Origin of the sequence: Halorarius litoreus, from assembly GCF_024362405.1 — an archaeon.
GTDB classification, from domain to species: domain Archaea; phylum Halobacteriota; class Halobacteria; order Halobacteriales; family Haloarculaceae; genus Halorarius; species Halorarius litoreus.
On record NZ_CP101454.1, the window covers coordinates 3,941,195 to 3,965,193 of the forward strand.

Annotated in this window: 31 protein-coding genes and 1 pseudogene; 8 read left to right on the top strand and 24 right to left on the bottom strand. The window is 66.9% G+C overall.

Annotated elements, in window-relative coordinates; genetic code table 11:
• Window positions 1-101: 101 nt before the first annotated feature.
• Window positions 102-1,406 carry a M28 family peptidase gene (locus NL126_RS20660; protein ID WP_255196771.1) on the top strand — a complete coding sequence of 435 codons (1,305 nt, stop codon included), beginning with the start codon at window positions 102-104 and terminating at the stop codon, window positions 1,404-1,406.
• 3 nt (window positions 1,407-1,409) lie between these two features.
• Here the strand turns inward: NL126_RS20660 and NL126_RS20665 are convergent, their stop codons facing one another.
• The 11 genes from NL126_RS20665 to NL126_RS20715 all read right to left on the bottom strand — a co-directional run bounded on the left by NL126_RS20665 (window position 1,410) and on the right by NL126_RS20715 (window position 8,103).
• Window positions 1,410-1,697 (bottom strand): HalOD1 output domain-containing protein, encoded by a 288-nt coding sequence (locus NL126_RS20665; RefSeq protein WP_255196772.1) that lies wholly within the window; start codon window positions 1,695-1,697, stop codon window positions 1,410-1,412.
• Window positions 1,698-1,796: 99 nt separating this feature from the next.
• Window positions 1,797-2,237, bottom strand: coding sequence for a DUF7313 family protein (locus tag NL126_RS20670; RefSeq protein WP_255196773.1), 441 nt, complete (start codon window positions 2,235-2,237; stop codon window positions 1,797-1,799).
• A gap of 61 nt (window positions 2,238-2,298) precedes the next feature.
• Window positions 2,299-3,042 (bottom strand): NAD(+)/NADH kinase, encoded by a 744-nt coding sequence (locus NL126_RS20675; protein ID WP_255196774.1) that lies wholly within the window; start codon window positions 3,040-3,042, stop codon window positions 2,299-2,301.
• 83 nt (window positions 3,043-3,125) lie between these two features.
• Window positions 3,126-3,401, bottom strand: coding sequence for a DUF7314 family protein (locus NL126_RS20680; RefSeq protein ID WP_255196775.1), 276 nt, complete (start codon window positions 3,399-3,401; stop codon window positions 3,126-3,128).
• Window positions 3,402-3,411: 10 nt separating this feature from the next.
• Window positions 3,412-3,720, bottom strand: coding sequence for a DUF7315 family membrane protein (locus NL126_RS20685; RefSeq protein WP_255196776.1), 309 nt, complete (start codon window positions 3,718-3,720; stop codon window positions 3,412-3,414).
• A 47-nt stretch (window positions 3,721-3,767) separates the two neighbouring features.
• A complete protein-coding gene (locus tag NL126_RS20690) occupies window positions 3,768-4,538 on the bottom strand; it encodes a cytochrome b family protein (RefSeq protein ID WP_255196777.1) in 771 nt (256 codons plus the stop codon).
• A gap of 4 nt (window positions 4,539-4,542) precedes the next feature.
• Window positions 4,543-5,337, bottom strand: coding sequence for a cytochrome b (locus NL126_RS20695; protein ID WP_255196778.1), 795 nt, complete (start codon window positions 5,335-5,337; stop codon window positions 4,543-4,545).
• Window positions 5,338-5,376: 39 nt separating this feature from the next.
• On the bottom strand, window positions 5,377-6,225 hold the full coding sequence (locus NL126_RS20700; protein WP_255196779.1) for a Rieske (2Fe-2S) protein: 849 nt from the start codon (window positions 6,223-6,225) through the stop codon (window positions 5,377-5,379).
• Window positions 6,225-6,608, bottom strand: coding sequence for a DUF7318 family protein (locus NL126_RS20705; RefSeq protein ID WP_255196780.1), 384 nt, complete (start codon window positions 6,606-6,608; stop codon window positions 6,225-6,227). The genes NL126_RS20700 and NL126_RS20705 overlap by 1 nt, the downstream gene beginning before the upstream one ends.
• Complete coding sequence (locus NL126_RS20710; protein WP_255196781.1) at window positions 6,605-7,165, bottom strand: plastocyanin/azurin family copper-binding protein; 561 nt, start codon at window positions 7,163-7,165, stop codon at window positions 6,605-6,607. The genes NL126_RS20705 and NL126_RS20710 overlap by 4 nt, the downstream gene beginning before the upstream one ends.
• Before the next feature lie 98 nt (window positions 7,166-7,263).
• Window positions 7,264-8,103, bottom strand: a complete 840-nt coding sequence (locus tag NL126_RS20715; protein WP_255196782.1) for a DUF7319 domain-containing protein — start codon at window positions 8,101-8,103, stop codon at window positions 7,264-7,266.
• 99 nt (window positions 8,104-8,202) lie between these two features.
• On the opposite strand from NL126_RS20715, the gene NL126_RS20720 reads away from it, so the two are divergent.
• A complete protein-coding gene (locus tag NL126_RS20720) occupies window positions 8,203-8,709 on the top strand; it encodes a DUF7321 family protein (RefSeq protein WP_255196783.1) in 507 nt (168 codons plus the stop codon).
• 25 nt (window positions 8,710-8,734) lie between these two features.
• Here the strand turns inward: NL126_RS20720 and nth are convergent, their stop codons facing one another.
• Window positions 8,735-9,418, bottom strand: coding sequence for an endonuclease III (gene nth / locus NL126_RS20725; protein ID WP_255196784.1), 684 nt, complete (start codon window positions 9,416-9,418; stop codon window positions 8,735-8,737).
• A 106-nt stretch (window positions 9,419-9,524) separates the two neighbouring features.
• Between nth and NL126_RS20730 the strand changes: the two genes are divergently transcribed.
• Window positions 9,525-10,076, top strand: coding sequence for a hypothetical protein (locus NL126_RS20730; RefSeq protein WP_255196785.1), 552 nt, complete (start codon window positions 9,525-9,527; stop codon window positions 10,074-10,076).
• 27 nt (window positions 10,077-10,103) lie between these two features.
• Here the strand turns inward: NL126_RS20730 and NL126_RS20735 are convergent, their stop codons facing one another.
• From NL126_RS20735 to NL126_RS20750, 4 genes are all read right to left on the bottom strand, one after another.
• Window positions 10,104-10,691 carry a carbohydrate binding domain-containing protein gene (locus tag NL126_RS20735; protein ID WP_255196786.1) on the bottom strand — a complete coding sequence of 196 codons (588 nt, stop codon included), beginning with the start codon at window positions 10,689-10,691 and terminating at the stop codon, window positions 10,104-10,106.
• A gap of 114 nt (window positions 10,692-10,805) precedes the next feature.
• A complete protein-coding gene (locus NL126_RS20740; RefSeq protein ID WP_255196787.1) occupies window positions 10,806-11,948 on the bottom strand; it encodes an acyl-CoA dehydrogenase family protein in 1,143 nt (380 codons plus the stop codon).
• Window positions 11,949-11,999: 51 nt separating this feature from the next.
• Window positions 12,000-13,214, bottom strand: coding sequence for a sensor histidine kinase (locus NL126_RS20745; RefSeq protein WP_255196788.1), 1,215 nt, complete (start codon window positions 13,212-13,214; stop codon window positions 12,000-12,002).
• Between the two features lie 5 nt (window positions 13,215-13,219).
• Window positions 13,220-14,713, bottom strand: coding sequence for an ATPase domain-containing protein (locus tag NL126_RS20750; protein WP_255196789.1), 1,494 nt, complete (start codon window positions 14,711-14,713; stop codon window positions 13,220-13,222).
• A gap of 61 nt (window positions 14,714-14,774) precedes the next feature.
• Here NL126_RS20750 and NL126_RS20755 point away from each other — a divergent pair.
• Window positions 14,775-15,054: pseudogene (locus NL126_RS20755) on the top strand (aldehyde dehydrogenase family protein); the annotation flags it as partial.
• Window positions 15,055-15,106: 52 nt separating this feature from the next.
• On the opposite strand, the gene NL126_RS20760 reads toward NL126_RS20755, so the two are convergent.
• From NL126_RS20760 to NL126_RS20785, 6 genes are all read right to left on the bottom strand, one after another.
• Entirely contained in the window at window positions 15,107-15,319 is a 213-nt protein-coding gene (locus NL126_RS20760; RefSeq protein ID WP_255196790.1) for an HVO_0649 family zinc finger protein, read from the bottom strand.
• A 226-nt stretch (window positions 15,320-15,545) separates the two neighbouring features.
• Window positions 15,546-16,232 (bottom strand): competence/damage-inducible protein A, encoded by a 687-nt coding sequence (locus NL126_RS20765; RefSeq protein ID WP_255196791.1) that lies wholly within the window; start codon window positions 16,230-16,232, stop codon window positions 15,546-15,548.
• Between the two features lie 66 nt (window positions 16,233-16,298).
• Complete coding sequence (locus NL126_RS20770; RefSeq protein WP_255196792.1) at window positions 16,299-17,150, bottom strand: DUF5803 family protein; 852 nt, start codon at window positions 17,148-17,150, stop codon at window positions 16,299-16,301.
• On the bottom strand, window positions 17,147-17,824 hold the full coding sequence (locus NL126_RS20775; RefSeq protein WP_255196793.1) for a DUF2110 family protein: 678 nt from the start codon (window positions 17,822-17,824) through the stop codon (window positions 17,147-17,149). The genes NL126_RS20770 and NL126_RS20775 overlap by 4 nt, the downstream gene beginning before the upstream one ends.
• The gene (locus NL126_RS20780) at window positions 17,824-18,354 is read right to left on the bottom strand and encodes a transcription factor (protein ID WP_255196794.1); all 531 of its coding nucleotides are present in this window, start codon (window positions 18,352-18,354) and stop codon (window positions 17,824-17,826) included. Before NL126_RS20780 ends, NL126_RS20775 begins: the two co-directional genes overlap by 1 nt.
• Window positions 18,355-18,634: 280 nt before the next feature.
• Window positions 18,635-19,174 (bottom strand): tRNA (cytidine(56)-2'-O)-methyltransferase, encoded by a 540-nt coding sequence (locus tag NL126_RS20785; protein ID WP_255196795.1) that lies wholly within the window; start codon window positions 19,172-19,174, stop codon window positions 18,635-18,637.
• Between the two features lie 70 nt (window positions 19,175-19,244).
• Between NL126_RS20785 and NL126_RS20790 the strand changes: the two genes are divergently transcribed.
• Window positions 19,245-20,177 carry an NAD-dependent epimerase/dehydratase family protein gene (locus NL126_RS20790; protein WP_255196796.1) on the top strand — a complete coding sequence of 311 codons (933 nt, stop codon included), beginning with the start codon at window positions 19,245-19,247 and terminating at the stop codon, window positions 20,175-20,177.
• On the opposite strand, the gene NL126_RS20795 is transcribed toward NL126_RS20790, so the two are convergent.
• Window positions 20,169-20,495 (bottom strand): BsuPI-related putative proteinase inhibitor, encoded by a 327-nt coding sequence (locus NL126_RS20795; protein WP_255196797.1) that lies wholly within the window; start codon window positions 20,493-20,495, stop codon window positions 20,169-20,171. The genes NL126_RS20790 and NL126_RS20795 overlap by 9 nt on opposite strands.
• Before the next feature lie 48 nt (window positions 20,496-20,543).
• Complete coding sequence (locus NL126_RS20800; protein ID WP_255196798.1) at window positions 20,544-21,698, bottom strand: S8 family peptidase; 1,155 nt, start codon at window positions 21,696-21,698, stop codon at window positions 20,544-20,546.
• Between the two features lie 166 nt (window positions 21,699-21,864).
• Here NL126_RS20800 and NL126_RS20805 point away from each other — a divergent pair, with 166 nt between their 5' ends.
• From NL126_RS20805 to NL126_RS20815, 3 genes are read left to right on the top strand one after another with little or no spacing between them, the layout of a single operon-like run.
• The gene (locus NL126_RS20805) at window positions 21,865-22,587 is read left to right on the top strand and encodes a DUF2797 domain-containing protein (protein ID WP_255196799.1); all 723 of its coding nucleotides are present in this window, start codon (window positions 21,865-21,867) and stop codon (window positions 22,585-22,587) included.
• Between the two features lie 59 nt (window positions 22,588-22,646).
• A complete protein-coding gene (locus NL126_RS20810; protein ID WP_255196801.1) occupies window positions 22,647-23,666 on the top strand; it encodes a DUF7490 domain-containing protein in 1,020 nt (339 codons plus the stop codon).
• Complete coding sequence (locus NL126_RS20815) at window positions 23,663-23,959, top strand: DUF8060 family membrane protein (RefSeq protein ID WP_255196802.1); 297 nt, start codon at window positions 23,663-23,665, stop codon at window positions 23,957-23,959. Before NL126_RS20810 ends, NL126_RS20815 begins: the two co-directional genes overlap by 4 nt.
• The last annotated feature ends 40 nt before the right edge of the window (window positions 23,960-23,999 follow it).

The following is a 23,999-nucleotide window of genomic DNA, read 5'->3' on the forward strand; positions in this document are numbered from 1 at the left end:
AATAGCGAACGGGGACCGGAGGGACCCGTGAGCAGCGCGGCCAAACCCCTTCGGCGCAAATATTACGAAACCACTATCCCAGCGGCGGACGCCCCACGCACATGCGCTGGATCGGCGATACCTTCACCTCCGACGTCGGCTGGAGTCACCTCGAGACGCTCGTAGACATCGGCGACCGAATGGCCGGGTCTGCGGGCGAGCGGGCGGCCGCAGAAGCGACCCGCGACGCACTCGCCGACTACACCGACGAGGCGTGGCTCGACGAGTTCGAGATCCAGGGGTGGACGCGCGGCTCCTCGGCAGTCGAGTTCGACGGCGAGTCGCTGGAGAGCATCGCGCTCCCCCGCTCGCCGTCGGGTGACGTGACTGCCGAGTTCGCCGACCTCGGGTACGGCCTCCCGATCGACTTCGAGGAGACTGACGTCGAGGGGAAGGTCGTGATGTGTGCCTCGAACGTCCCCAGCTGGTACGACCGGTTCGTCCACCGACGCGAGAAGTACTATCACGCGGTCGAGGGCGGTGCGGCGGCGTTCGTGTTCCGGAACCACGTCGAGGGCTGTCTCGCCCCGACCGGGAGCGTCGGCACCGAGGCGCGGCCAATCGGTGAGATTCCGGCGGTCGGCGTCTCGAAGGAGGTGGGCGCGCGACTCGGCCGCGTCCCCGACGGCACGGAGGTGAGCGTCCGCGTCGACGCGGACGTCCACGACGCGACGTCACAGAACGTCCACGCGACGCTCGGCCCGGACACCGACACGCGCGTCCTCGTCACCTCGCACGTCGACGCGCACGACATCGCCGAGGGGGCGATGGACAACGGCGCGGGCACCGCGATGGTGGTCGAACTGGCCCGCGCGCTCGCCGCGAGAGCGGACGAACTCGAGACGGGCGTGGAGTTCGTCGCGTTCGGTGCCGAAGAGGTCGGCCTGGAGGGGTCAGCGTATCTCGCTGACGCGGTCGACCCCGAGACCGTAAAGGTCGTCGTCAACAACGACGGCGTCGTCCGGGGGCGCGACCTCGCGGCCTACACCCACGGCTTCCCCGAGCTCCGGGCCGCCGTCGAGCGGGTCGCCGACCGACTCGACCAGCCCGTCTCGGTGAACCCGAACCACGGCCCGCACAGCGACCACTGGTCGTTCGTGGCGGGCGGGGTCCCCGGGTATCAGGTCCACGCCGAGACGGGTGACGAGGGGCGTGGCTGGGGCCACACCCGGGCGGACACGCTCGACAAACTGGAGAAGCGGAACCTCCGCGAGTCGGCCATCGTCCTCACCGAACTGGTCGTCGACCTCGCGCGCGAGTCGGTCGCCATCGACCACCGTGACCCCGACGCCATCGCTCGCGAACTTGAACAGCAAGACCTCGCCGCGGGGATGAAAGTCACCGGTGACTGGCCGTTCGACGACTGAACGTCAGTCGATCGCGACGGTGCCGTCGCTGGACACGACGACCTGCCAGCCCGCCGTCTCGAAGTTGAGCCGCCACGACGCCCCCGTCCGTTGCGTGTGGCGGTAGAGCGTCTCGAGCGCGTCCCCGTCGATCGCGTCGTAGAGGTCCTCGTCGAGTTCGGTCACGTCGACGCCCTCGGCCCTCGCCACCGCCTCCGCGACGTGCGTGCTGAGCGGTTCGGTCCCGTCTGCCGTCACGTGTACTTCGTAGTCGTCCCCGAACTCGGCCGATGTCTGAGTCACCTCTGCCATACGCCGTGACATTGTCTCCAAGTGATATGAACGTTCGTCAGACGGACGGCAGACGCACGCGTCGGTCGGTCACGAGCGATGGAGAAGACGGCAGCCGGCTTAGACGATGCCGTTCCAGACCGGGGCGATGATGAAGAACAGCGTCTGGTACGAGATGTACAGCAGTGCGAGCACCGACGCGGCGATTGCGCCCTTGGGGCGGTCGAGGTCGACGCCGCGGCGGACCTCCACCTGCCGGGACTCGAACTCGAAGAGGTCGGTGACGAACACGCCGAGGAACAGCGCGGCGAACACCAGCCCACCGTGCTGGTGGACCGTCAGGTAGTAGAACGAGCCGACGACGAGCAGGAAGTTGGTGCCGACGCGCAGTGGGTGGCGCGTGAGGTTCTTCCAGTCGCCGCTCTCTGCCTGCTGTTGGTGCTGTCGGAACTCGAGGACCCGCGCGAACATGTTGACCAGCAGCAGGGCCAACAGGACGTACGCGATGTACGGGGCGAGGATCGCGTCGATGGGGCCGAACAGCGACACGAAGGGTTCCATACTCGTCACTCTGCACCTAACCCATTAAGAGCTTTCCAATTCAGGTGCCGACTCGCCGCGGTCACCCGAACACGTCGTAGCTCTCGGGGACGACGGCGACCGGAAGCGAGCCGTCGCGGTCGATCCGAACCGTCTCCCCGTGCGCGACCGTTCCCGTCGCCCGGTCGTCCGCGAGCAGTTCGACGGGCGTCTCGTCCCGCTCGACGGCGAGTTCGAGCCCGTCCATCGGCACGACCCAGCTGTCCTGGTCCGTCGCGAACGGCGAGACGGGGACGACGGTGAGCACCCTCGCCGCAGGGTGTGTTACCGGCGCGTCGCACGCGCGCGCGTACCCCTGTGAACCGGCGGGGGTGGCGACGAGCACGCCGTCGGCGCGGAACCGGTCGACGAGTTCGCCGTGGCTCCGAACCGTGTACTCCGAGATGCGCGCCGGCTCGGCAGTCACGAGCATCACGTCCTGCAGCGCGCGAGCCGACCCGATCGCGGACTGCACATCGAGCACCGGATAGTCGACGGGTTCGAACGCGCCATTCACGAGTCGGTCGACGGCCGGTTCGACGGCCATCCCGGGCACCGACCGGACGGCACGCCCGGCCTCGACGGGGAGCGTCGGGGCGGTGATACCCGCACGGACCACGTCGAGGAGGGCGGCCTCGCCGATAGCGACCACGAGCGACGGATCCGTCTCGGCGACCGTCCGGGCGTCGCCGACGGCGGGGCGCCCGCCGACCGCCTCGATGGCCTCGACCACGGCGGGGTGGTCACCGACCACGCCGACCGCCCTGCCCTCCGTTGGTCCGCTCATCATCGGTATCTCGCTCCCCCCCGGCAAAAGGGTGCGGGGTACGCGCTGCTCCGCCTGTGTGTGAGCACGAAGGAGAAGGGGGGTTACTCGGGGATTTCGGGCTCGCCGCGGTACGCCTCGGTCGCCTTCTTGTACGCCGGGATGAGCACCCAGAAGGTGATGGCGCCGAGGATGGCGAACCAGAAGAACGCGTCCTTCAGCACGAGGCCGAGCTGGTCGTACATGGTCCCCGAGGCCGTGGTCGCACCGGTGAGCTGTGCGCCCTCGAACGACGGCGTGTTGTACCAGCCGGCGAGGGTCATCCACGCGAGCCCCGCGGTGACGAGGATGCCGAGTCCCTTCGCGAATTCGTCAGCCATTACGCGAAAGTTAGTCAGCGCCATCTTTAGGCTTTCCCATTCCCTGAGCGCGGAAGCGAGTGGAGAAGGCGTAGGTCGCCGCCCCGAGTGCGATGCTTCCGAGCCCCAACAGCGCGAGCAGGACGTTCACGTCGTCGGGCGACGCCGTCGCCCGCTGTGTCGCCACGTCGAGGAGGATGAAGCCTGCGACGACGGCCACGACGGCGAACAGCGTCGAGAACACGGTGACGGCCTTGTACGCCTCGAGGGGGATCTCGACGTCGCGGCCGCTCGGGCCGTCGTCGGGCGACTCGGACGCCGGGGGCTCATCGTCGGACATCACGTACCAGAAGGGTCGCGGGGAACGTAAAACGCGCTACTTCGACGCTACTTCGGCGGCCGGAGCCGGTAGTAGCGACGGTTGAGCTCGAACATGTACCCCTCCCGCATCGACTTGAACACGGCGTAGCTGATGAAGCCCGCCACGAACGGGAGCAGGAACGTCAGGTCGAACAGCAGGTTCGAGTCCATCGGCAGCAGGTTCTTGACCGAGAGCGCGCTGATGGTGACCGCGAACACGACGCCGAAGACGCCGACCGCGGCCCAGAACGGCTGCTCGACGGGGCGACGCGCCGACCCCTTGTTGAGGAACGGCACGATGGCGATGAACCCGACGACGACCAGGTTCGCCAGCACACCGTACGTCCGGTCTGCGAGCAGCTTCTGACCGCCGAGCAGGCTCAGATCGGGGTTCAGCGGCCCGAGCTTGAGCAGGCCGAACGACCAGTAGAGATACCAGTCGGGCAGGATGATCGCGGGCGTGGACGACGGGTTCGCCGGCGCGCCGATGTGCGGCGGCAGTGCCGCCGCCAGGAAGATGATCATTCCGGTGAAGAAGCTCGTCAAGGCGAGGTTCCGAATCATCTCGTGGGGCCACGCCGGGAACGCGAGCACGTCGCGCTCGACGTAGTCGGACTCCATTCGGAGGTCCTGGTCCTCACGCCGGGAGCGCTCGAAGTACTCGTAAGTCAGCCGGGCGAGCCCCTCGGTGCGCTCCTTCCGCTCGAGCCACGTCGGGGTCTCGTCGTCCGGCGGAACGATACCGGTTCCGTCCGCCGCGATCTCCTTGTCCTCGTTGGGGTTGGTGTTGTCGCTCATGGTATCAGTGCGGTTCCGCGATGCCCTGCATCCAGACGATGCCGATGTGGATCGCGATGAGAGCGGTCGTGATGAACGGCAGGAAGAACACGTGCAGGATGTACATCCGCTGCAGCGTGGCCTGACTCAGCGTGAACCCGCCGAACAACAGCTGTGCGACCCACTCGCCTGCCAGGGGTATCGAGAGGCTCATCTCGACGCCGATCTGGCCGGCCCAGAACGCGAGCTGGTCCCAGGGGAGCAGGTAGCCGGTGTACCCGAACACCATCGTCAGCGAGATGAGGATGATGCCGAGAATCCAGTTGAGTTCGCGGGGCTCCTTGTACGCGCCCGTGAAGTAGACACGGAGCATGTGGAGGAACACCGCCGCGACCATCACCTGAGCGGACCAGCGGTGGAGGCTCCGAAGGAAGAAGCCGAACCGGAGGTCCGTCATGATGAACGTGATGGAGTTGTACGCGGTCGAGGGGTCACCCGTGGTAGCGGGCGAGTAGTAGAAGCCGAGGAGCGCACCCGATATCGCCGCCACGACGTACGCGATGGTACTGAAGCTGCCGAGCGCGTAGAGGGGGTACCAGTACCAGAACTTGTTGTCGAGGTTGTACTGTTCGGTGTGGCTCTTCGGCATCTGCATGTTGACCTTGTAGTAGAGGTCCTCGAGGATCTCGAGGTAGTCAACGATGCGCAGCCGCTTGTCCAGATACATCAGGACCGTGAGGTAGGTAGTCTCGACGGGCGTGAGGTCCCGCTCCTTCATCCACCCCTCGTGGTCGTGGTCGTCTTTGCGTTCGAGGCTCATTCGTTCCCCTCGTTGGTTGGTATACGGTCTCGCATGTGGTTATTCCTCCGGTCGCGGCAGGGCGACGAACGACTTCGAGACGGGGCTAAAGGGGTCGTACACCGACTGGTGACACTGACAGTACACCATGTCCTCCGCACCGAAGTTCGCGGAGCCGGCGAGCGACTTGAAGCCAGGCACACAGCAGAAGTGCGTGCACTTGTTCAGCCACGCGATGAAGCCGTCTTGCGTCGCGGCGTTGATGAACTCGTTCTCCTGGGCGAGCTGCTCGATGCGCGGCGAGCGGAGCACCTGGACCGGCATCGTGCTCTGCGGCTCGACGTCGACCGAGCGCCACGTGCCGATGGCCGGTTTGCCGAGGCCCGACTTTCCGATGCCGTTGCCCCACTCCTCGTAGTCGTCGAACATGTCGACGGTGAGCTTGTCACCGGCGCTCAGGTCCGACATCCACTCGTAGGTGTTGCCCGCGCCCGAGGCGACCCGGAAGAAGTTGTCCTGGTCCTCGGAGGGTTGGACGCCGGGGTACGTCTGAACGCCGCAGTACTGGAACCACTCGGAGGAGTAGGTGACGCCGCCGAGTTCCGTCTCGGCGACCTGGATGGTTCGGCCACCCTCGGAGATTTCCTTCACCTCGGGCCAGATGCCCTTCAGCTCACCGTTCTCGATGGTGAGCGGGATGATGGGCATCCCGCGCGGTGCGGGGCCGTCGATGTTTTCGATCCCCATGAACGTGGTGATACCTCCACCAGCCCCGGACGGGGAGGTCGCGGTGCCGATGGCGGCGGCCGCGCCCGTCCCGACGCTGGCGAGCGTCGCGGAGCCGACGACGCCCTTCACGAAGCGTCGACGGCCGGATTCGGTCGGATATTTGTCTTCGTCGAGTGGCATTATTTCTTGTAGTAGGGGTAGACGGCGCGCTTGACGTTCTCCCACGCGTTGCCGAACGAGTCGGTGCCGTCGACGTCCTCTTCCTTGATGTAGAGGTCCTCCCACTTGCGCCGACGCTTCTTGACGATCATCACGTCGGGGAGGAACTCCTTGCGGTACAGCAGCATGATGAACGCCAGGTCGAGGAAGATGACGGCGAGCAGGCCACCGAGGAACATGTTCCCGAACTCGGAGAAGCCCCAGCCGACCGTCAGCCCGTAGGTGAACAGGCCGACAAAGACGACCTCGAGCACCGTCAGCAGGACGATGCCGATGGCCGCTGCCGTCGACTCACGAGCCGGCTCGTAGCGGTGGATGTCGCCGTAGGTGTTGTTCCCGCTCATCGGTTCCCTCCGCTGGCGTGTGGCGATTCACCGTACTTCAGGACGAAGAAGGTGAAGATGACCGAGACGACGATGGCGAGGATGGTCGCGATGCCGACGAAGTGCGCCTGAATGGGCACCCCCATGTGCTCGGGGTCGACCTCGCCGCCACCACCGCCGCTGGACGGCGGCTGGCCCGTCTCGTTGACGACGACGGTGCCGACCATGCCGGCCTGTCGGTGGGGCGTACAGTAGTACGTGTACTCGCCCATCGTGTCGAACGTGTGCTCGTACTCGTGGCCGGTGTCGTACAGCTGGCCGTCACCGCCCTCGGTGCCTTCCCAGCTCGCGCCCTCGGGGACGGAGTCCGCGACGACGTTGTGGCCGTCGGACTCCCAGACCCACTTGACGGTCCCGCCCTGCTGTACGTACACCGTGGCGGGTTCGTACACCAGACTGCCGCCGGGACCGACCGCGACCTCTTTCGTCGATTGGGCTGCTGCGGTCCCGGACGCGCCCACGGCCCCGGCCAAGGCCGTCGCGCCGCCCGCGGTCCGCAGGAAGTCCCGTCTGTTCATAGACGTTCGCCACTCAGGCCTGTCCGCGTATAAATTCACCGAAGCCCCCCGGCTGCCGGGGTTTTTCCTCCAATATTGCCGCCGCGATTTTCCACCGCTCAGGCCGTCGACTCGCCGTCTTCGTCGCCACCTGACAGCTCGGGACTCTCCCGGGCGCTGTCGGGGAGGAACGACGGCCGTTCGCCGTCCTCCAGTCCGACCGCCCGCAACCGGTTCCGGTACTCCTCGGCGCGGAACTTGTCGGAGAGCCGGGCGTTCGCCACCGTGAAGAACAGCAGGAGGCCGATGAACAGGAACCCGAGCCCCGCCACGCCGGAGATGACCGAGAGGTCGGTGAACACCGCCGCGCCCAGCAGGACGAGCCCCGCGAGCACCTGTGCCCCGGCGATGATCTGTATCATGAGGTTACCGAACTCGCCGGAGCCCTCGGGAACGTCCATCGGTTTCGGGAGGAGGTCGCCCTCGGGCATCGGTGGGACGTCGTAGTCGTCCATCGAACACAGCGCGACGGTCGGTTTTACGTCGCGGAGGACGGTACCCTCCCCCTCGATGCTCCCGTCGGGGTAGACGACGGCGTACCCCTCGTCGGAGTACGCCACGACGCGCTCGGGGTTCGAGAGTCGCTCGACGCGCGCGAACACGTCCCGCTGGAGCACGCGGTTCTTGAGGTCCGCCTCCACGCGGTCGAGGAGTTTCTCGCCCGTAATCCACGTCTCGGGGTCGAACACGGCCTCCCACTCCTCGACGGTCATCTGCTCCATCTCCCGCGGGCCGAAGTTCTCGAAGTCGTACTTCGCTTCGACCTGTGCCCGCAGCTCCTCGGTCGTGAGTTCGCGGTCCTCTGGGGATGCCGCGTCGGGGTCCGTCCCCGTCTCCGCGGCAGGTTCAGACGACTGCTCCTCGGCCACCTCGGGCTCGTCGGAGCGGGAGTCAGACATCGCATAGACGTTCGACTGCGGGCGGTAAACAGTTTCCGGCATTCGACTCTCGTGCCGACTTCGGCACCCCTAAACGCGCCCCGTACCTACCGCGTGACAATGGTCGCCGACGCGGTCGTCGCTGGCGTGGTCGCGCTCGCGGTGACGGTGAGTCTGCCCTGTTTCCTCTACGGCGCGTGGATCATGCTCGACAACGACCCCATCACGTGGGGCATCCTGACCTGGCACCTCAAGTACATCGCGACGGGGCTGACCCTGACAACGGTCCCACTGGTGTTCTGGATGGCACCCCGGCTGTTCGGCTACTGGGGCTACACCGCGCAGTTCGGCGGCTACGCCGTCATCCACGCCTTCCTCGGGCTCACGGCGTACGCCTTCCTCGTGTTCGGCTTCACGGGGATCGTCCGCATCCTCCGCGCGAAGTGGGAACACGACCTGTATCACGACTACGACGAGGACATCCTGCTCGACGAAATCGGCGGGGACCGGATGAGCCACTGGCGCGCTCGCCTTCGTGTGGGCGTGTTCGGCTACACGCTCTTCTGGATTCTCGCGTGGCTCACCGGCCTGTCGCGGTTCGTCGTCCGGTACGTACTCGCGTCGTAACTCGTCGTGGCTCGGCGTCCCTCGACTACCACGCCTCGCCGCTGGCGAGGTCGACCTCCGAATCGAGCTTCGACGAGGGACAGATGTCTTCGAGGACGCACTCGTCGCAGTCCGGGTTCCTGGCGTCACACACCGCACGGCCGTGGCTGATGAGCAGGTGGGTGAACTCCTTCCAGTCGTCTTCGGGGACCAGCCCCAGCAAGTCCTGTTCGATCTTCTCTGGCGATTCCTCCTCGGTGATTCCCAGTCGGCGTGTGAGCCGCTGGACGTGCGTGTCGACGACGATGCCCTCGGTCAAATCGTGGCCGTGCTGGAGGACGACGTTCGCGGTCTTGCGGCCCACGCCCTGCAAGTCGGTGAGGTCGCTCATCGTGTCCGGCACCTCACCGCCGTGTTCCTCGACGAGGATGCGGCCCGTCTCTTTCAGGTAGCCCGCCTTGCTGTTGTGGTACGTGATGCTCCCGATGTCCTCGGAGAGTTCCGCCTCGTCGGCGTTCGCGTAGTCCTCGGCCGTCCGGTACTTCTCGAACAGCGTCTCCGTCGTCTTGTTCACGCGCTCGTCGGTACACTGCGCCGACAGCATCACGGCGACGAGCAGTTCGAGGCGGTTCGAGAAGTGCAGCGAGATGGTCGGGTCGGGATACTCCTCGTACAGTCGGTCGACGACTTCGAGCGTCTGTTCGGCCCGCGAATCGAGCGGCGTGCCCATACCGGGAGCGCGGACGGTGACGACTTGGGGCTATCGCTGTTCGGCGAGCAGTTCGACGTGCCGAACTCGCCGGAACGTTCAGGTCACCGGGCACGGCCGTGAACGTATGTACCGACCGAACCTCACCGCGTGGGTGCCGCGCTACGGGACGGTCCGCTCGTTCGTCCTCGTCGCCCTGCTGGCTATCGTCGTGTGGCGCGCGGAGGCCCCGCTCCGTGAGACGGTCGCGACGGCTCTCAGTGTCGGCGAGTCGACGGCGTGGACCGGGACGCTCGTCGCGTTGAGTCTCCTCGCCGTCGTCGTCTTCGCCGTCGAGTACCGCCGCCAGACCAGGCGAACGCCGGCGTTCTTTACCCCGGACGTCCGGGCGAAGTTCTACGAGCAGCGGGTGCCGCCACGGGCGCTATTCGCGGCGTACGTCCTGCTACTCGTCGCGGGCAGCTACGTCGCGCTGTTCGCCCGCGAGGTGTTCTTCACCCGACTCGACAACGCCCTGCTCGTGGTTCGCCGACTCGTGACGACGGGCGACCCCGGCGCGTTCTCGCTGTCGGCACTCGGCTACGGCGTGCTGTTCGTGGTAGGTGCCCTGGCCTTTGCGCACGCCACCGACCGGGTGCTCGTCGCTGGGTGGCGCAAGCTCATCGCGACGCAGGACTGAAAGGGGGGGACGTGGGGTGGAACGGCGTTACTGCTGGTCGCTGGGGCCGAACGCGACGTCGTCGACCTTCAGCGTCGCGTCGGTGCGGTCGGTCGCGGACTCACGAGTCAGCGTGAAGCGGACCTCGGCGTCCGTCGCGTCGACCAGTGCGCGGAACGTGTCGTTGTACGCCTGGTAGGACCCGGCCTCGATGTCGATGACGTCGCGGTCGACGACCTCACCGACGGCGTTCTTCCAGAGGATGACGCCCTGGGCGGTCGTCGCGTTCGTCGAGTCCGTGGCCGCACCCGTCGAGTGCTTCGCGGTGAACTCGAACTCGTACTCGTAGCCACCGACGACGGCGTCCTCGGTCTCCTCCGAGACGTTCTGTGCGATGGTCGACCCCGTCTCCGAGCCGCGGAGGTTGAACAGCACCGCACGCTGACCTTCGGCGGCGTCCTCGGTCGCGCTCGGGTCACCCGCCAGCACGCGCCAGTCGGCGGGGTCCCCGTCCTCGAACGACTCGAAGCCAGGGTTCTCGACGTAGTTCGAGACCGGTGCAGCAGCCACCGGCATCGCGAGGAGCGACACCGCAGCGACGGCGAGCAACAACGTCTTCCAGTCTATCGATTTCATGTCGACAGCGAGAGGCGCAGCGGGAGACAGAATAGGAACGCTGGCTAGAATATCCGAGGGTTAAATACAGCAATTCGAGTGCGAATAGAGGGCGAGGGGCGAGTGACAGCCCGGTTACAGGCCGAGTTCGCGGCCGATGACGAGGTGCTGAATCTCGCTGGTCCCCTCGCCGATCTCCATGAGTTTGGCGTCGCGGTAGAACCGCTGTGGCGAGAAGTCCTCGGTGTAGCCGTAGCCACCGTGGACCTGCACGGCGTCCTCGGCGACTTCGCGGCTCACTTCCGAGGCGTCGAGTTTCGCGAGCGAGGAGATGCGAGTGACGTCCTCGCCGTCGTCGTACATCGTCGCGGACTTGTGCGTCAGGAGTCGGGCCCGCTCGATCTTCCGGTCCATGTCGACGATCTTGTTCCGGATGGCGTCGAACTTCGAGATGGGCTGGCCGAACTGCTCGCGCTCCTTCGAGTAGTGGCGGGCCGCCTCGAACGCGCCCTGTGCGAGGCCGGTCGAGAGCGCCGCAATCGAGATGCGGCCGCCGTTGAGCGTCTTCTTCGTCTGCTCCCAGCCCTCACCTTCCTCGCCGAGGAGGCGGTCCTCGGGGACGCGAACGTCGTCGAACTGGATCTCACACGTGGGCGAGGCGTTCAGCCCCATCTTGTCCCACACCGTCGTCACCTCGAAGCCGTCGTCCTCCTCGGGGTCGACGATGAACGTGGAGATGCCGCCGTAGCCCGCACCGGGCTCGGTGACGGCCTTCACGAGGACGCTCCCGGCGACGTTCGCGTTCGTGATGAACTGCTTTGTCCCGTTGATGACCCACTCGTCGCCGTCTTTCTCGGCTGTGGTGTCCATATCCGAGGCGTCGGAACCGGAGCCGGGCTCGGTGAGCGCCCACGAGCCGAGATACTCGCCGGAAGCGAGGGGCTTTGCCCACCGCTCCTTCTGCGCTTCGGTGCCGAACTTCACGATGGGCATCGTCGCCAGCGAGGTGTGAGCGACGTACGAGAGGCCGATGGAGCCCGAAACGCGCCCGAGTTCCTCGGCGACGAGCGCGTACATCAGGTAGTCGCCACCAGCCCCACCGTACTCCTCGGGGACGGGCACACCCATGAGGTCGAGTTTCGCCAACTCGTCGAACACCTCCTGGGGGAACCGGTGTTCGTCCTCGATCTCCTGTGCGATGGGCTCGATCTCCTCGTCACAGAAGTCACGAACGGTGTCCCGGATCATCCGGTGCTCGTTCGGGAGGTTGAAATCCATACCCTAAACTTCGGCCAAACGGCGATAAATCCACCGGGACCCGCGTTCAAACTACTCGGGGAGCGGCTCGCTGACCCGTTCGTCGGGCTGTGCTTCGCAGTCGATTTCGAAGCGGGCGCCGCCGCTGTCTCTCTCGGTGATGGTGATAGTCCAGCCGTGGGCGTCCGCGATGCTCCGGACGATAGAGAGCCCGAGGCCAGTCCCCCCCGGCTCCGTCGTGTAGCCGTGTTCGAGCACCTGCTCGCGTTCCGCTTCCGAGATACCCGGGCCGTCGTCCGCCACGTAGAACCCGACGCGACCCGCCCCGAGCGGGCCGACCGTGATGGTGACGCTGGAATCGTCGTCCCCGGGCTCTCCCGTGGAACCGTGTTCCACGCTGTCGTCGGGACGGCTCCTGCCGTCCCGACTGCTTGTCGAGCCGTGCTCGACACTGTCACCGGAGCGCCCAGCGCTCCGGTTGCTCGTGGAACCGTGTTCCACGCTGTTCCGAAACAGGTTCTCGAACAGCGCCTGAAGCCGCTCCGTGTCGGCCTCGACCGTCTGGTCGCCCGCCACGACGAGCGCCGCGTCCGACGCGTCGACGACGCCCCACGCCTTCCGTGCCACCGCCCCCACGTCGACGGCCGTGGTCTCCCCGACGGACTGGCCCTGCCGGGCGAGTTCGAGCAGCCCGTCGATGAGTTCGCCCATGCGCCGGACGCCGTTGTTCGCCAGTTCGAGGTGCGCGAGGTCGCCCGTCTGTTCGGTGAGCCCGATCGCTCCCGAGATGACCGAAAGCGGGTTCCGGAGGTCGTGGCTCACGATGCTGGCGAACTCCTCGAGTTGCTCGTTCTGTCGAGCGAGTTGTTCGATCTCGCGGGCCTTCTGGTCTCGGAGCAGCACCGACTGGTTGCGGGCGTTCAGCAGGCTCTGGAGTCTGATGGCGAACTCGGCAGGCGTCGCCGGAATGACGATTATCTCGTCGACGAGTTCGCGGACCCCCGCGTCGAGATACGGCCGATTCCCCTCCCGGACCACGAGCAGGTAGGGAAGGAACACCGGGGCTGCGTCCGCCTTGCGTCCGGCGAGCGTGTCGCGATAGGCGGCGAACGCGGCGGCATCGAGGATACAGATGTCGAACGTCTCGGGCAGGTCGTCGGCTTCGGGCAGGACGGTCAGGCCCTCGCCGAGCCACTTGGCGAACAGCTCCCGGTTGCGCTTACGGAGCAGTAGCAGGACCTCGGTGTCGTCATCGAACTCGACACTGAACGAATCGGTGGACGTCACGGCTGTCAGTCGTCTTTCTCCGTGAGCATCTCCACGACACCCGGCGACCCCCAGAGGACCCCCCGGAGCTCGCTGAGTCGGTCGCCGACCGTCACGCCATCCGACGTGATGGAGAACGCGTGGAGTGCACTCTCGCACGGCGTCGCGCGTTTCTTCAGCACGCCGATGGCTCGATTGAGGGCGCCCTCGTACTCGTAGTAGGTGACGAAGACGATGTTGTCCGCGAGATAGCTGGCTTTGTGCTCCGACGCCCGGAACGTGCCGGTGATGGAGTGGACCTCCGCGGTGAGGATGGGCGTCACGCCCTGGTTCCGCATGTACGAGACGAGCGAGTGGAGACGGCGAATGAGGAGCTTCGTGTCACCCTCGACCGACGCGAGATACCCCTCGATTCCGTCGAGCATCACGATCTCGAACTCCTCGTCCTCGACGGCGTGGCGGACGATTCGAGCGAACTGTTCGGGGGCGTGTTCGTACGGCTCGACCCGCTGGATGTCTATCAGGCCGTCGTCGATGTACTGCCTTACCGGGATCCCGATGCTCCGCAGCCGATAGGTGAAGGTGGCTTCCGTCTCCTCGAACAGGTAGACGACCGCGCGTGTCCCGTTCGCGGCGGCCGTGGCGACGAACTGGGCGGCGATAGTCGTCTTTCCCACGCCCGTCGCCCCGCTCACCAGCGTCGAGGTACCGCGCTCGATACCACCGTACAGCATCGCGTCGAGGTTCTCGACGCCCGACGCCAACTGCACCGGCTCGAAGTCGAGTTGGAGTTTGGTCGGGACGGCGACCGAGAACACGTCGAGCCCCTCGTCGGTGAACGTCACGAAGTGCGGGCCGCGTTCGAACATCGACCCCCGGAGCTTGGTCACTTCGAGCTGGTGGTAGTCCGGGCCAAACTCCAGGTGGACGTTGCCGTCGCTGATGTACTGGAGGTCGGTGTCCGGCGTCTCCGGCCCCGCCTCGGAGGTGACCAGCACCGTGATGTCGTGTTCCTTCAGGTAGAACAGGAACGAGCGGACCTGCTCGCGGAACTGCTGCCGGTTGGGCGTGAGCGTTCGCAGTTCCGTGATGGGGTCGATGACCACGCGGTCGGGGGCGATGTCGTCGATGGCAGTGACGACGGCGTCGACGAACTCCTCGCGCTCGACTTCGGGCGCTTCGAAGATGTCGTACACCTGTTTCTCGCTGAAGAACGCCGACTTCGGGCTCAGGTCGAGGACGTGGAAGTTCGGTGCCGAGAGGTCGAACCCGAACGTCGCCGCGTCCGTCCGGAGTTCGGTCTCCTTGGTCCCGAGACTGATGAATAGGACCGTCTCACCGGCCTTCACGCCGGCATCGAGGAAGTGGAGTCCGAGGACGGTCTTCCCCACCCCGGGCGCCCCGCGGACGAGGTACGCGCGGTTCCGCAGAAACCCACCGGAGACGACTTCGTCGAGCCCTCGAATCCCTGTCGATGCCCTCCCTGGCGATCGAGGCCCCTCCGCTGGCTCTCCAATCATCGCGGCCATTAGACCGTGCGTACACATAAGTATGGTATGCAGTAGCGAAACATGACCTCGAGACGACACACCCTATGGGTTGGCCGGCGCCATCATCTCCGAGGACTACCGGCAGCTCAACTACTACCGCGACAACGCCGAAGTCGGCCTCTCCTATGGGAATCTCCCCCGCGGAGGTCCAGCTTCCGTTCGGCGTCAAGAAGTCCGGCAACGGCTACCCCTCCGCGCGTGAGGTCATCGACGCCGTCACCGAACGGACGGCGTGGACGCTCAACAACTCCAAGGACATCCAGATAGCACAGAGGCTCTCGGCCGACATCAAGACCTCCAGGGAGGAGTGAGCGGGCCGCTCACGACCCGGAGACTCGGGGCGCCTCGCCTGACCGCTGCCGGCTACCGGTCGAGATTGAGGCGATAGGTGAACTCGCGGCTCGCCCCGCAACTCGGACAGACGTGGTGGTAGACGATCTTCCGCCCGTCCGTCTCGCTCGTCCAGTTGCCGTTCTCGTCGACGTAGCCGCACGCCGTGCACTTCGTCTCCGTGGACTCGTACCGCTCTCGGAGCCGGTCGAGCGCCGACTGCCCACGCACGTTACCAAGTGCCATGACAAGCATTGACGCTGGAGCGGCTTAAACAGTCGCCCGGGTACCACTCGATTTCGCACTCGCGTGTGCGCCCGGACACCAAACCCGTTAAGACACCGCCGTCCGCACTCCCGCGTATGTTCCCACTGCAGTCCGGAGTCAACACGGCCGCCATCGACGGCGCCGGCTGGCTCGTCCTGCTCGTGAGCCTCGCGATCACGCTCGGCTGGCTCTACTACGTCGCCCGCTAGCGGAGCGTCGCGTTCTCGCGGAGCCACGCCGCGGCAGCAGCTACCGCACTCTCGTCCTCGCTCTCCAGTTTCACCCGGACGAACTCGCCGGGGTAGGAGCCGACCTTCACCTCGAACCGCTCGCGGAGTTCCTCGAACCGGTCGACTAACGCGCTCTCCGGCTCGTCGACGGCGACCGTCTCGACGTGTCGTCGGACACCTGAAAAGCGGTCGGCGATCCCCTCGAACATCGCCTTCATCTCGGCGGGAACGCCGGGCAAGACGTACACCGAGCCGACCACGCAGCCGGGGGCGACGCCCACCTCGTTGTGGAGGGGCTCGGCGCCGGCCGGAAGGTCCGCCGTCCCCGTCGCGAGGTCGTCGCGCTGATAGCCGCCGTGGTCGGTGAGCCACTCGAGCGCGTCCGCGTTCTGTTCGGTCTCGCGCCCGAACGCCGTGGCGACCGCCTCCATCGTCAGGTCGTCGTGCGTGGGACCGAGGCCGCCGGTGACGATGACGGCGTCGTACTCCGCGTGATACTCGTTGACGACACGGGCGATGTCGGCGATGCGGTCTGGGACGACCGTCGCTCGTTCGACGTGGACGCCACGCGCAGCGAGCTGGTCGCCCAGCCACGCGGCGTTCGTGTTCACCGTGTCGCCCGACAACAACTCGTCACCGACGGTGACTAGCGCGACGCGCATACCCCCCGTTCGCACCGACGCGACTTCAGGGACTCGCCCGCGGCCCGGCCATGGCTGGCGGCGTGGTCAGCGCATCCCCGGCGGCGGCCCCTTCCGATCGTCGTCCTCGATGTCCATATCGAGTCCGACCTCCTCGCGCCGGCGGCGCGTCTCGCGGATCTGTCGGAGGTAGTAGATAGCCCCAACGAGGCCCATGAGGCTCAGTCCGCCGACGAGCGCCGAGAAGATGAACAGGTCGCGCTCGAGGTAGTACCGGACCGCAATCGAGGGTGCAGTCACGTCTTCCCAGTAGACGTGAACGCGGTTGTCGATAGTCTCCGCGCCGCTCCGGGCGGGGCGAACCTGCGCGAGCAGCGGGATGCTGATGTCGGTGTCGGCCGGCAGGACCATCTCGTAGTCGCCCTCGACGAACGTCGGGGAGGAGATCTGCTTGCCGTTCTTCGCGATCGTGACGCCGAGTTCCCCCGTCTCGTTCGCGGGGAGGTGGACGACCGTCCGACGGCGCGTCTTGTTGATGAACATCGCCTGCGGGGTCTCCTCAGTCGTGCCGTTCGGATACGCGATGACCGAGACGGCGCGGCCGTCACGTTCGCGGAAGGCGACGGTCGTCCCGTTCGGGTAGTGGAACTGCACCGCCGCGAGGTCGAGCGGCTGTTCGGTGCCGAGCGCGTCGCGGGTGTACAGCTCGATGGTCGGGTCGTCGTCCTCGAAGTCGCCCGTCGTGCGGTTCGCGACCGCGTAGGTCGCCGTGTAGTTGTTCCGGTTGATCTCGATGTACGCGGAGCCGGGCTCCGCCCAGTCGTACGTCGCGTCCTTGGAGACGGCACCGGCGTCGACCGGACCGGGCCCCAGGAACGACGAACAGCCAGCGCTCGCGGTCAACAGGACGAGCCCGAACAGGGCGAGGTACTTCCTCATGGAATGACACAGAGCATCTCGGAGGGGAGATGCGGGCCGATGTCGGAGAGCAGTCCCGGCGGGTCGGTCTCGGGGGTACAGATGATGCTCTGTTCGAGCAGCCCCAGCCGCTCGACGGTGACGATGTCCTCGGCGTGCCCGGACCGGTTGACAGTCGCGCGCACTTCGGCTCTCGTGGCCGAGTTGACGTTGACGCGGCCCATCTCGGCGCGCGTCCAGTCGTACAGGCGGTCGCGCTCGGCGTCGGCGAGCGCCGCGGGCTTGCCGGCCTCGGGCTCGATGAACCGCAGGGGCATGTGCTGGACGAGGCCGAACCGCGTCCGAATCTGCGAGGGCGACCCACTCCCGAGTCCGAGTTCGTTCGCGCCGACCCGGACGGGCTCGCCCGCGTCGAGCACGAACCCGTCCTCGTCCCAGTGTTCGAGCGTGCCGACGTACGTCTCGCCGACGTCGCGGTGCGGCGTGATGGCGCCCCACTCCTCGCGGAGCACGTTCCGCGCGGCGGTGGCGTCCGCACCCTGTACCGTCACCGAGGGGAAGCCGTCGTCGCGGAGTCCGATGGTCCACTCGACGTCGAGGTCGCCGAGGTCGTTGGCGACGAGCGAGTCGAGCGAGTCGAGCGTGCGGTCGCGAGCGTCGCCCGAGACGTACACTTTGGTCGCGAGAACGACCATCAGGCCTCGGCCTGCGTCGCGAGGTTCAGCTCCTCGCGTAGCTCCTCGATGCGCTCGTCCATCGCGTCGACGAGCTGGATGTTGTCCATGGAGACGAGCTCCGACCCGCAGTTCGGACACTCGAAGCCGAAGTCCATCGCCTCTCCGAACTCGAACCGGATGGAGTCCTGTTCACAGAGATAGAATTCGTTGTCCATCTCGTACTCGCGGCGCTCTTCGAGCGCGTCGAGCAGCCGCTCCATCTCCTCTTCGAGCTTCTCGGGGATGTTGTCGTACTGGAACGTCCACAGATACGTGAGCCAGCCGGAGTCCTCGTCGCGGAGCCGGCGGTACGTCGCGAGGTCGTTCTCGTAGAGAATGAACAGCGCGCGGCGGACGTCGTTGAGTTCGAGTCCCAGGTCCTCCGCGAGCTCCTCGTCGGTCACCTCACCGTCCGGCGGCGCGGCGGCGACCGGCATCCCTGTCGGGCCGACCAGCTCGTGGAGGTACTTTTGAATGACGGGGTCCTCCAGGAGTTCCTCGTAAGCCATTACGGTAAAAACCGCGAGGAAGCCGTTTAAAGCCTCCGGGAGCGGCGTCCGAAGGTTCAAGTACGAGACCGAGGCCACACCCCCCGATGCAGTGAGGCTCGGGCGGGTCCGGTCCAGGCAGTAGCGTGGCGCTTGCGCCACGGACAGTCGAGCAGCGCGGGACTCCGTCCCGCGGGCCGCTCGCGCGGCGACGCCGCGCGAGGACGGCGAAGCCGCGAGACAGCGCGGAACGCCGGCCCGCCTCTCCCCACGTTCCGCCTGTTCGCCCTGTCGGCAGTAGCTACTCGTCCGCGCTGACGACTTTCTTCCCCGTCGCCATCGGGACCACCCGGCTCTCCGCGTCCGCCCACTCGCGGTCGAGCTCTCGTCCCTCGAACAGTCGGTCGAGGAACACCGCCAGCCCCGCCACCTCGGAGTGGGGCTGGTTCGTCACGCCGACGTTGTAGTCGGCCGTCTCGTACACGTCGAAGCTCACCTTCTCCGCGCCGACGACCACCAGCACTGGCCCGTCGGCGTGCGCCTCGCGGATGTCGGCTTCGACCTCCTGGACGGGGAGGCCGTACATCGTGAGGTGCACCACCGTCCCCTCGAACCCGCGGATGACGCCCTTCGGTGAGTCCGTCAGTTCGACCTCGAACGGCCCGCCGAACCGCCCAGTAATGTCGGCGACCGTGTCGCGGGAGTTCCCGGCGTTGTCGGGCAACAGCACCCGGTCGGCGCCGAGCGCCCGCGCGGTGAGCCCGACGTGCGTCGTCATCCGCTCGTCGCGGCCCGGGCGGTGGCCCAGTCGCAACACCGCCACCTCGTGTTCGTCGTTCATACCCCGACTCGTCGACGGGGAGGTTTCGCGCTTTCGGAACGCCTACGTCGGGGGCGACGGGAGCGAAGGTATGGAGCTCTCCGACAAGCGGCTCGTCGTGACCGGCGGCGCAGGGTTCGTCGGCTCTCGACTCGCCGCTCGACTCGTCGCTGACAACGAGGTGGTCGTCGCCGACGACTTCCGGAACAGCGAACGCGAGTGGGTCCCCGACGGCTGTGAACTCGTCGAGGGCGACCTCACGGACCCCGACGTGGTCGCCGAAGCAATCACCGAGGACGTGGATGCCGTGTTCCACTTCGCCGCAGACAAGGACGCCGGCGCGGACGACATCGACCAGTACCGCGTCAACAACACGCTGACCGAGAACGTCGTCGACCGGATGGACGCCGTCGGCGTCGACAACATCGCGTTCACCTCATCGTCGGTCGTCTACGGCGAGGCCCCGCGCCCCACGCCCGAGGACTACGCGCCCCTGGAGCCCATCTCCATCTACGGCGCCTCCAAACTCGGCGAGGAGGGGCTGCTCTCGGTGTACGCACACAGCCACGGCTTCACGGTCTGGAACTTCCGGTTCGCCAACATCGTCGGTCCCCGCTTGCAATTGGGAGCGGTCATCCCGGACTTCATCCACAAGCTGAGCGAGTCCCCCGACGAACTGGAGATCCTCGGCGACGGCCGCCAGGAGAAGTCCTACATGCACGTCGACGACTGCGTCGACGCGATGTGCCACGTCGTCGAGCACGCCGACGCGCCCGTCAACACCTACAACCTCGGGACGCGCACCACGACCTCGGTGACGACCATCGCGGACATCGTCGCCGACGAGATGGAGCTCGACCCCGAGTACTCGTTTACTGGGGGCGACCGCGGCTGGACCGGTGACGTGCCCCGGATGCGACTCTCCATCGAGAAGCTGTCGGCGCTCGGCTGGGAGCCGTCGGGGTCGAGCGACGACGCGGTTCGGCAGGCCGTCAGGGAGCTCCTCCCCGAACACTCACACTGAGAACGGTGTTCGCGCCGAGATGTCGACCTCGCTGACCCGGAGCGTCGCCTCCGCGGTGTAGTCACCGGGGCGAGCGTCGGGCCACGACTCGGCGAAGACGGCCTCTTCGCCAGGTTCGAACCGGGCAGGCTGGAGCACCTGTGCGAACAGCTGCCCATCTGACCAGCGCCAGACTTCGGTATCGTCCTCGTAGACGACGAACTCCGCCTTCCCGGCGTCGCGGAACGTGACCTCGACGGGGTCGTGGCCGGCGTTCGTCACGGTGAACTCGAAGCTGACCCCCTCACCCACGGTCACGGTCAGCGACGCGTCGAGCATACTCTCCATTTCACCCCGGGGACCAAACGTTTAGGGGTCGCGTGGGCGCTACAGGTCGTCGCCGGAGGTGTGTCCGAGCGCGCTCGCGACGTCCAGCAGTCCGGCACCCGACTCGGTGTCGGCGAGCCCGATGTCCTCGGCGGTGTTCTTGAGCCGACGGCGAATCTCCGTGTTCGAGTAGCCCTGTGCGGCGAGCTGGACCGCCGCGCCGGAGACGTGCGGGCAGGCCATGCTCGTCCCCGAGAGGGTGCTGTAGCCGCCGAGGTACGTGGAGTAGATGTCCGCGCCGGGAGCGGCGATTTCGACCTCCAGGCCCTGCGAGGAGAACGACGCGAACTGGTCGTTCTCGTCCGTCGCGCTGACCGCGATGGGCTCGGGGTTCGCCGCCGGGTAACCGACGCAGTCGGTACACGGCCCGGAGTTGCCGGCCGCGGCGACGAGCGTGACGCCCTGCTCGTGCGCGTAGGTGCAGGCGTCCGCGAGCGCCTCCGACTGGGTGGAGCCGCCGAGACTCATCGACGCCACGTCGTACCCCTGTTCGGCGACCCACTCGACGCCCGCGGCGATGTCCGAGGTGAGTCCCACGCCCGAAGCGGTGAGCACCTTGACGGCGTGGAGCGTCGCCTCGGTAGCGACGCCGACGACGCCGCGGTCGTTGTCGATGGCGTCCGCGATACCGGCACAGTGCGTCCCGTGGCCGTTGTCGTCCTGCCAGTCGGGGTTCTGGACGCCCCCGATGAACGACGTGCCGGTCCCGAGGTTCGCCGCGAGGTCCGGGTGCGTCGCGTCGATGCCGGTGTCGACGATGGCGACGTCGGCGCCCGACCCCGCGTCGCCAGCGGCGTGCGCCACCTCGGCGTCCACGCGGTCGATACCGTACGGGAGCGTCTGTGCGATGGCCTCGTACTCGCGGTCACGCTCGACGTAGCGGACGTCCCCGCGCTGGCGGAGCACGTCGACTGCGTGCTCGTCGACTTCGATGGTGAGCGCGTCGAACGCGAAGTCGTAGACGACCTCGTCCGCGCGGTTCCGAGCGGCTCGCTCTCCTGAGGGTCGGTCGTAGCCGATGGTCACCGTCACTCGGTCGTCGTCCTGTCCGTTGCCCTCGTTCCCGGCGGCGACGCCCATCGCCGAGAGGCCGACCGCACCGCTGCCGATCGTTCGAAGCGCATCACGTCGCGAGACACCGTTGGTGTTCGACATCAATTCGCACCATTCCAGGTTGTAAGTAATCGCCTCTGCCGGGGATTACGGGCCATTCAAAACAGCTGAACGGCCGTTCATCTATCTCGGTTGCCGACCGATTGGAGGAACCTCCGAGCGACCGCGGCCCGGCACGGTTTTAGTGCGGCATCGGCTACACGGAGTCGTGCAACTCGTCGGGTACGAGTCCTCGCCGGACGCCGCGCTGCTGGTCGCCGACGAGGGGACCGTCACGCGCGTGGCGCTCGACCCCGGAACCGACCTCGACTACGCACTCGGCGAGCGCCACTGTGCGGGCGTCATCCAGAACGGCCAGCACGACACCTGTTCGAACACGGGGGCTCCCTGGTGTCAGGTCCACACCGACCACTGGCACGAAGGGCTCATCGAAGAACGTGAGGACGAGCACGTCGTCTACCTCGCGGCGTTCGCCCCGGCGACGTTCAAGGTCGGTATCACGCGAACCTGGCGGCTCGACACCCGGCTCCGCGAGCAGGGCGCCGACTGTGGCGCACACATCTTCACCGTGCCCGACGGGCAAGTCGCCCGCGAGGTCGAATCCGACGTCGGGAGCGACATCGGCGAGCGGGTTCGTGTCGCCACGAAGATACGCGGCCTCCACCGGTTGGTCGACGACGACGCGTGGGCCGACCTGCTCGACGAGTTCGCCGTCATCGACGAGTTCAGCTTCGACTACGGGCTCGACCTGACGGACCAGCCGGTCCCCGAGACGCTCGCGGCGGGAACAGTCGTCGGCGTCCAGGGTCGCGTCCTCGTCCTCGAAGCCGGGGGAACGCACTACGCCGTCGACCTCCGGTCGCTCGTCGGCTACGACGTCGAACCCGGTGGCGACGAGCAGCCACGGCAGTCCTCGCTCGGCGCGTTCTGAGGCGCAGAAGTGTTCTTCAGCACACAAGACATATACCGGAGGCTGTGGCAGACGGCCACATGCAGCGTGAAGCCCTCCTCGCTGGCGGCGCGGCCGCCGTCTTGAGCGCCCTGGTGCTCGCGGTGGTCGTCGTCCCCGGCATCACCGCCTCGCCGACCGACGACCGACTCCGACCGAGTAGACTCGACATCCGAGAGACCAGTCTCGCCGCCGGCGACGTCGGTGGCGAGACTGCGACCATCGCGGTGACGACCCGGCTCGACCACCGGGGCGGCCCCACCGGCGATATCGAGGTGTTCTATCGAGCGGTCGACGGGGACACCGGCCTCGTGGTCGACCAGGCGACCAACGCGATGGGCAACATCTCGGGCGACCGCGAGGTGACCTCGACGGTGAACCTCACGGTGCCCCGCGAGGGCGCCTACCGGCTCGACACCGTCGTCTACGAGGACGGTCAGCGAATCGAGCAGGGCCGGACGACGGTTCGTGGGGTCGGCAGCCTCGTACCCGCGTACGCCCGGTCGTCCGTCCGGTTCCACCAGTTCGACGGCGGAACGACCATCCCGCCCATCGAGTACAGTATCCGGCGCGTCACCGACGGCAAGGCGACCGTGAACGTCTCGGCGTACCTGACGAACACCGGCGACGAGACAGTCGACGGCCTGCGCGTGGTTCTCGTCGCCCGGCAGGCCGACTCGAACATCGTCGCCGACCGCGTGGCCGTCCCGGTGGGCTCGGTCGACCCCGGCCACACCGCCACGCCGGCCTCGGAGTTGACCGTCCCCGACAACTACAGTTACTACCTTGATGCGGTGCTGTGGAAGGACGGCGTCATCGTCGGCTCGGCGCGGACGACCGCCGACCTGAATCCGCAACGAACGGTCCCGGAGAACCAGACCCGCGAGGACGTCGACCTCGACTCCGACGAGTTCGCCGCCGAGACAGAGACCGTCCGCGAGGAGGGGACGCCACCAGCCAGCAACACGCCAGCCGGGCAGAGCGGCCCCGGCTTCGGCCTCGCCGCCGGCGTCGTGGCCCTCCTTGGAGCGGGATTACTCGCCCGGAGGTGGTCGGCGTGAGCGACCCCAGTGAGACGGCGAGTGCGGAGTCGCCACCACGACAGACCGCAGACGAGAGCGGCCGCTCGCTGTTCGACCGCGACCTCACCACCGCCCTGCAGGGCGGCGCGCTGGCCGTCGCCGTCATCTTCGCGCTCGTCGCAGCGGTCGGCTTCTACACGAGCGCGCAGCGTGTCATCCGTGTCTGGGTCGCCGACGCCTACCAGCCGGTGTTCTCGATGGGGTTCAACCTCGCGCTCCTGCTGGCGATGGTCGCCGTCGTGGTACTGCTGACACGTCGACTGACCGAGTGATGCGATAGCGTCGCAATCCCCCACGTTTTTCCCCCGGCGT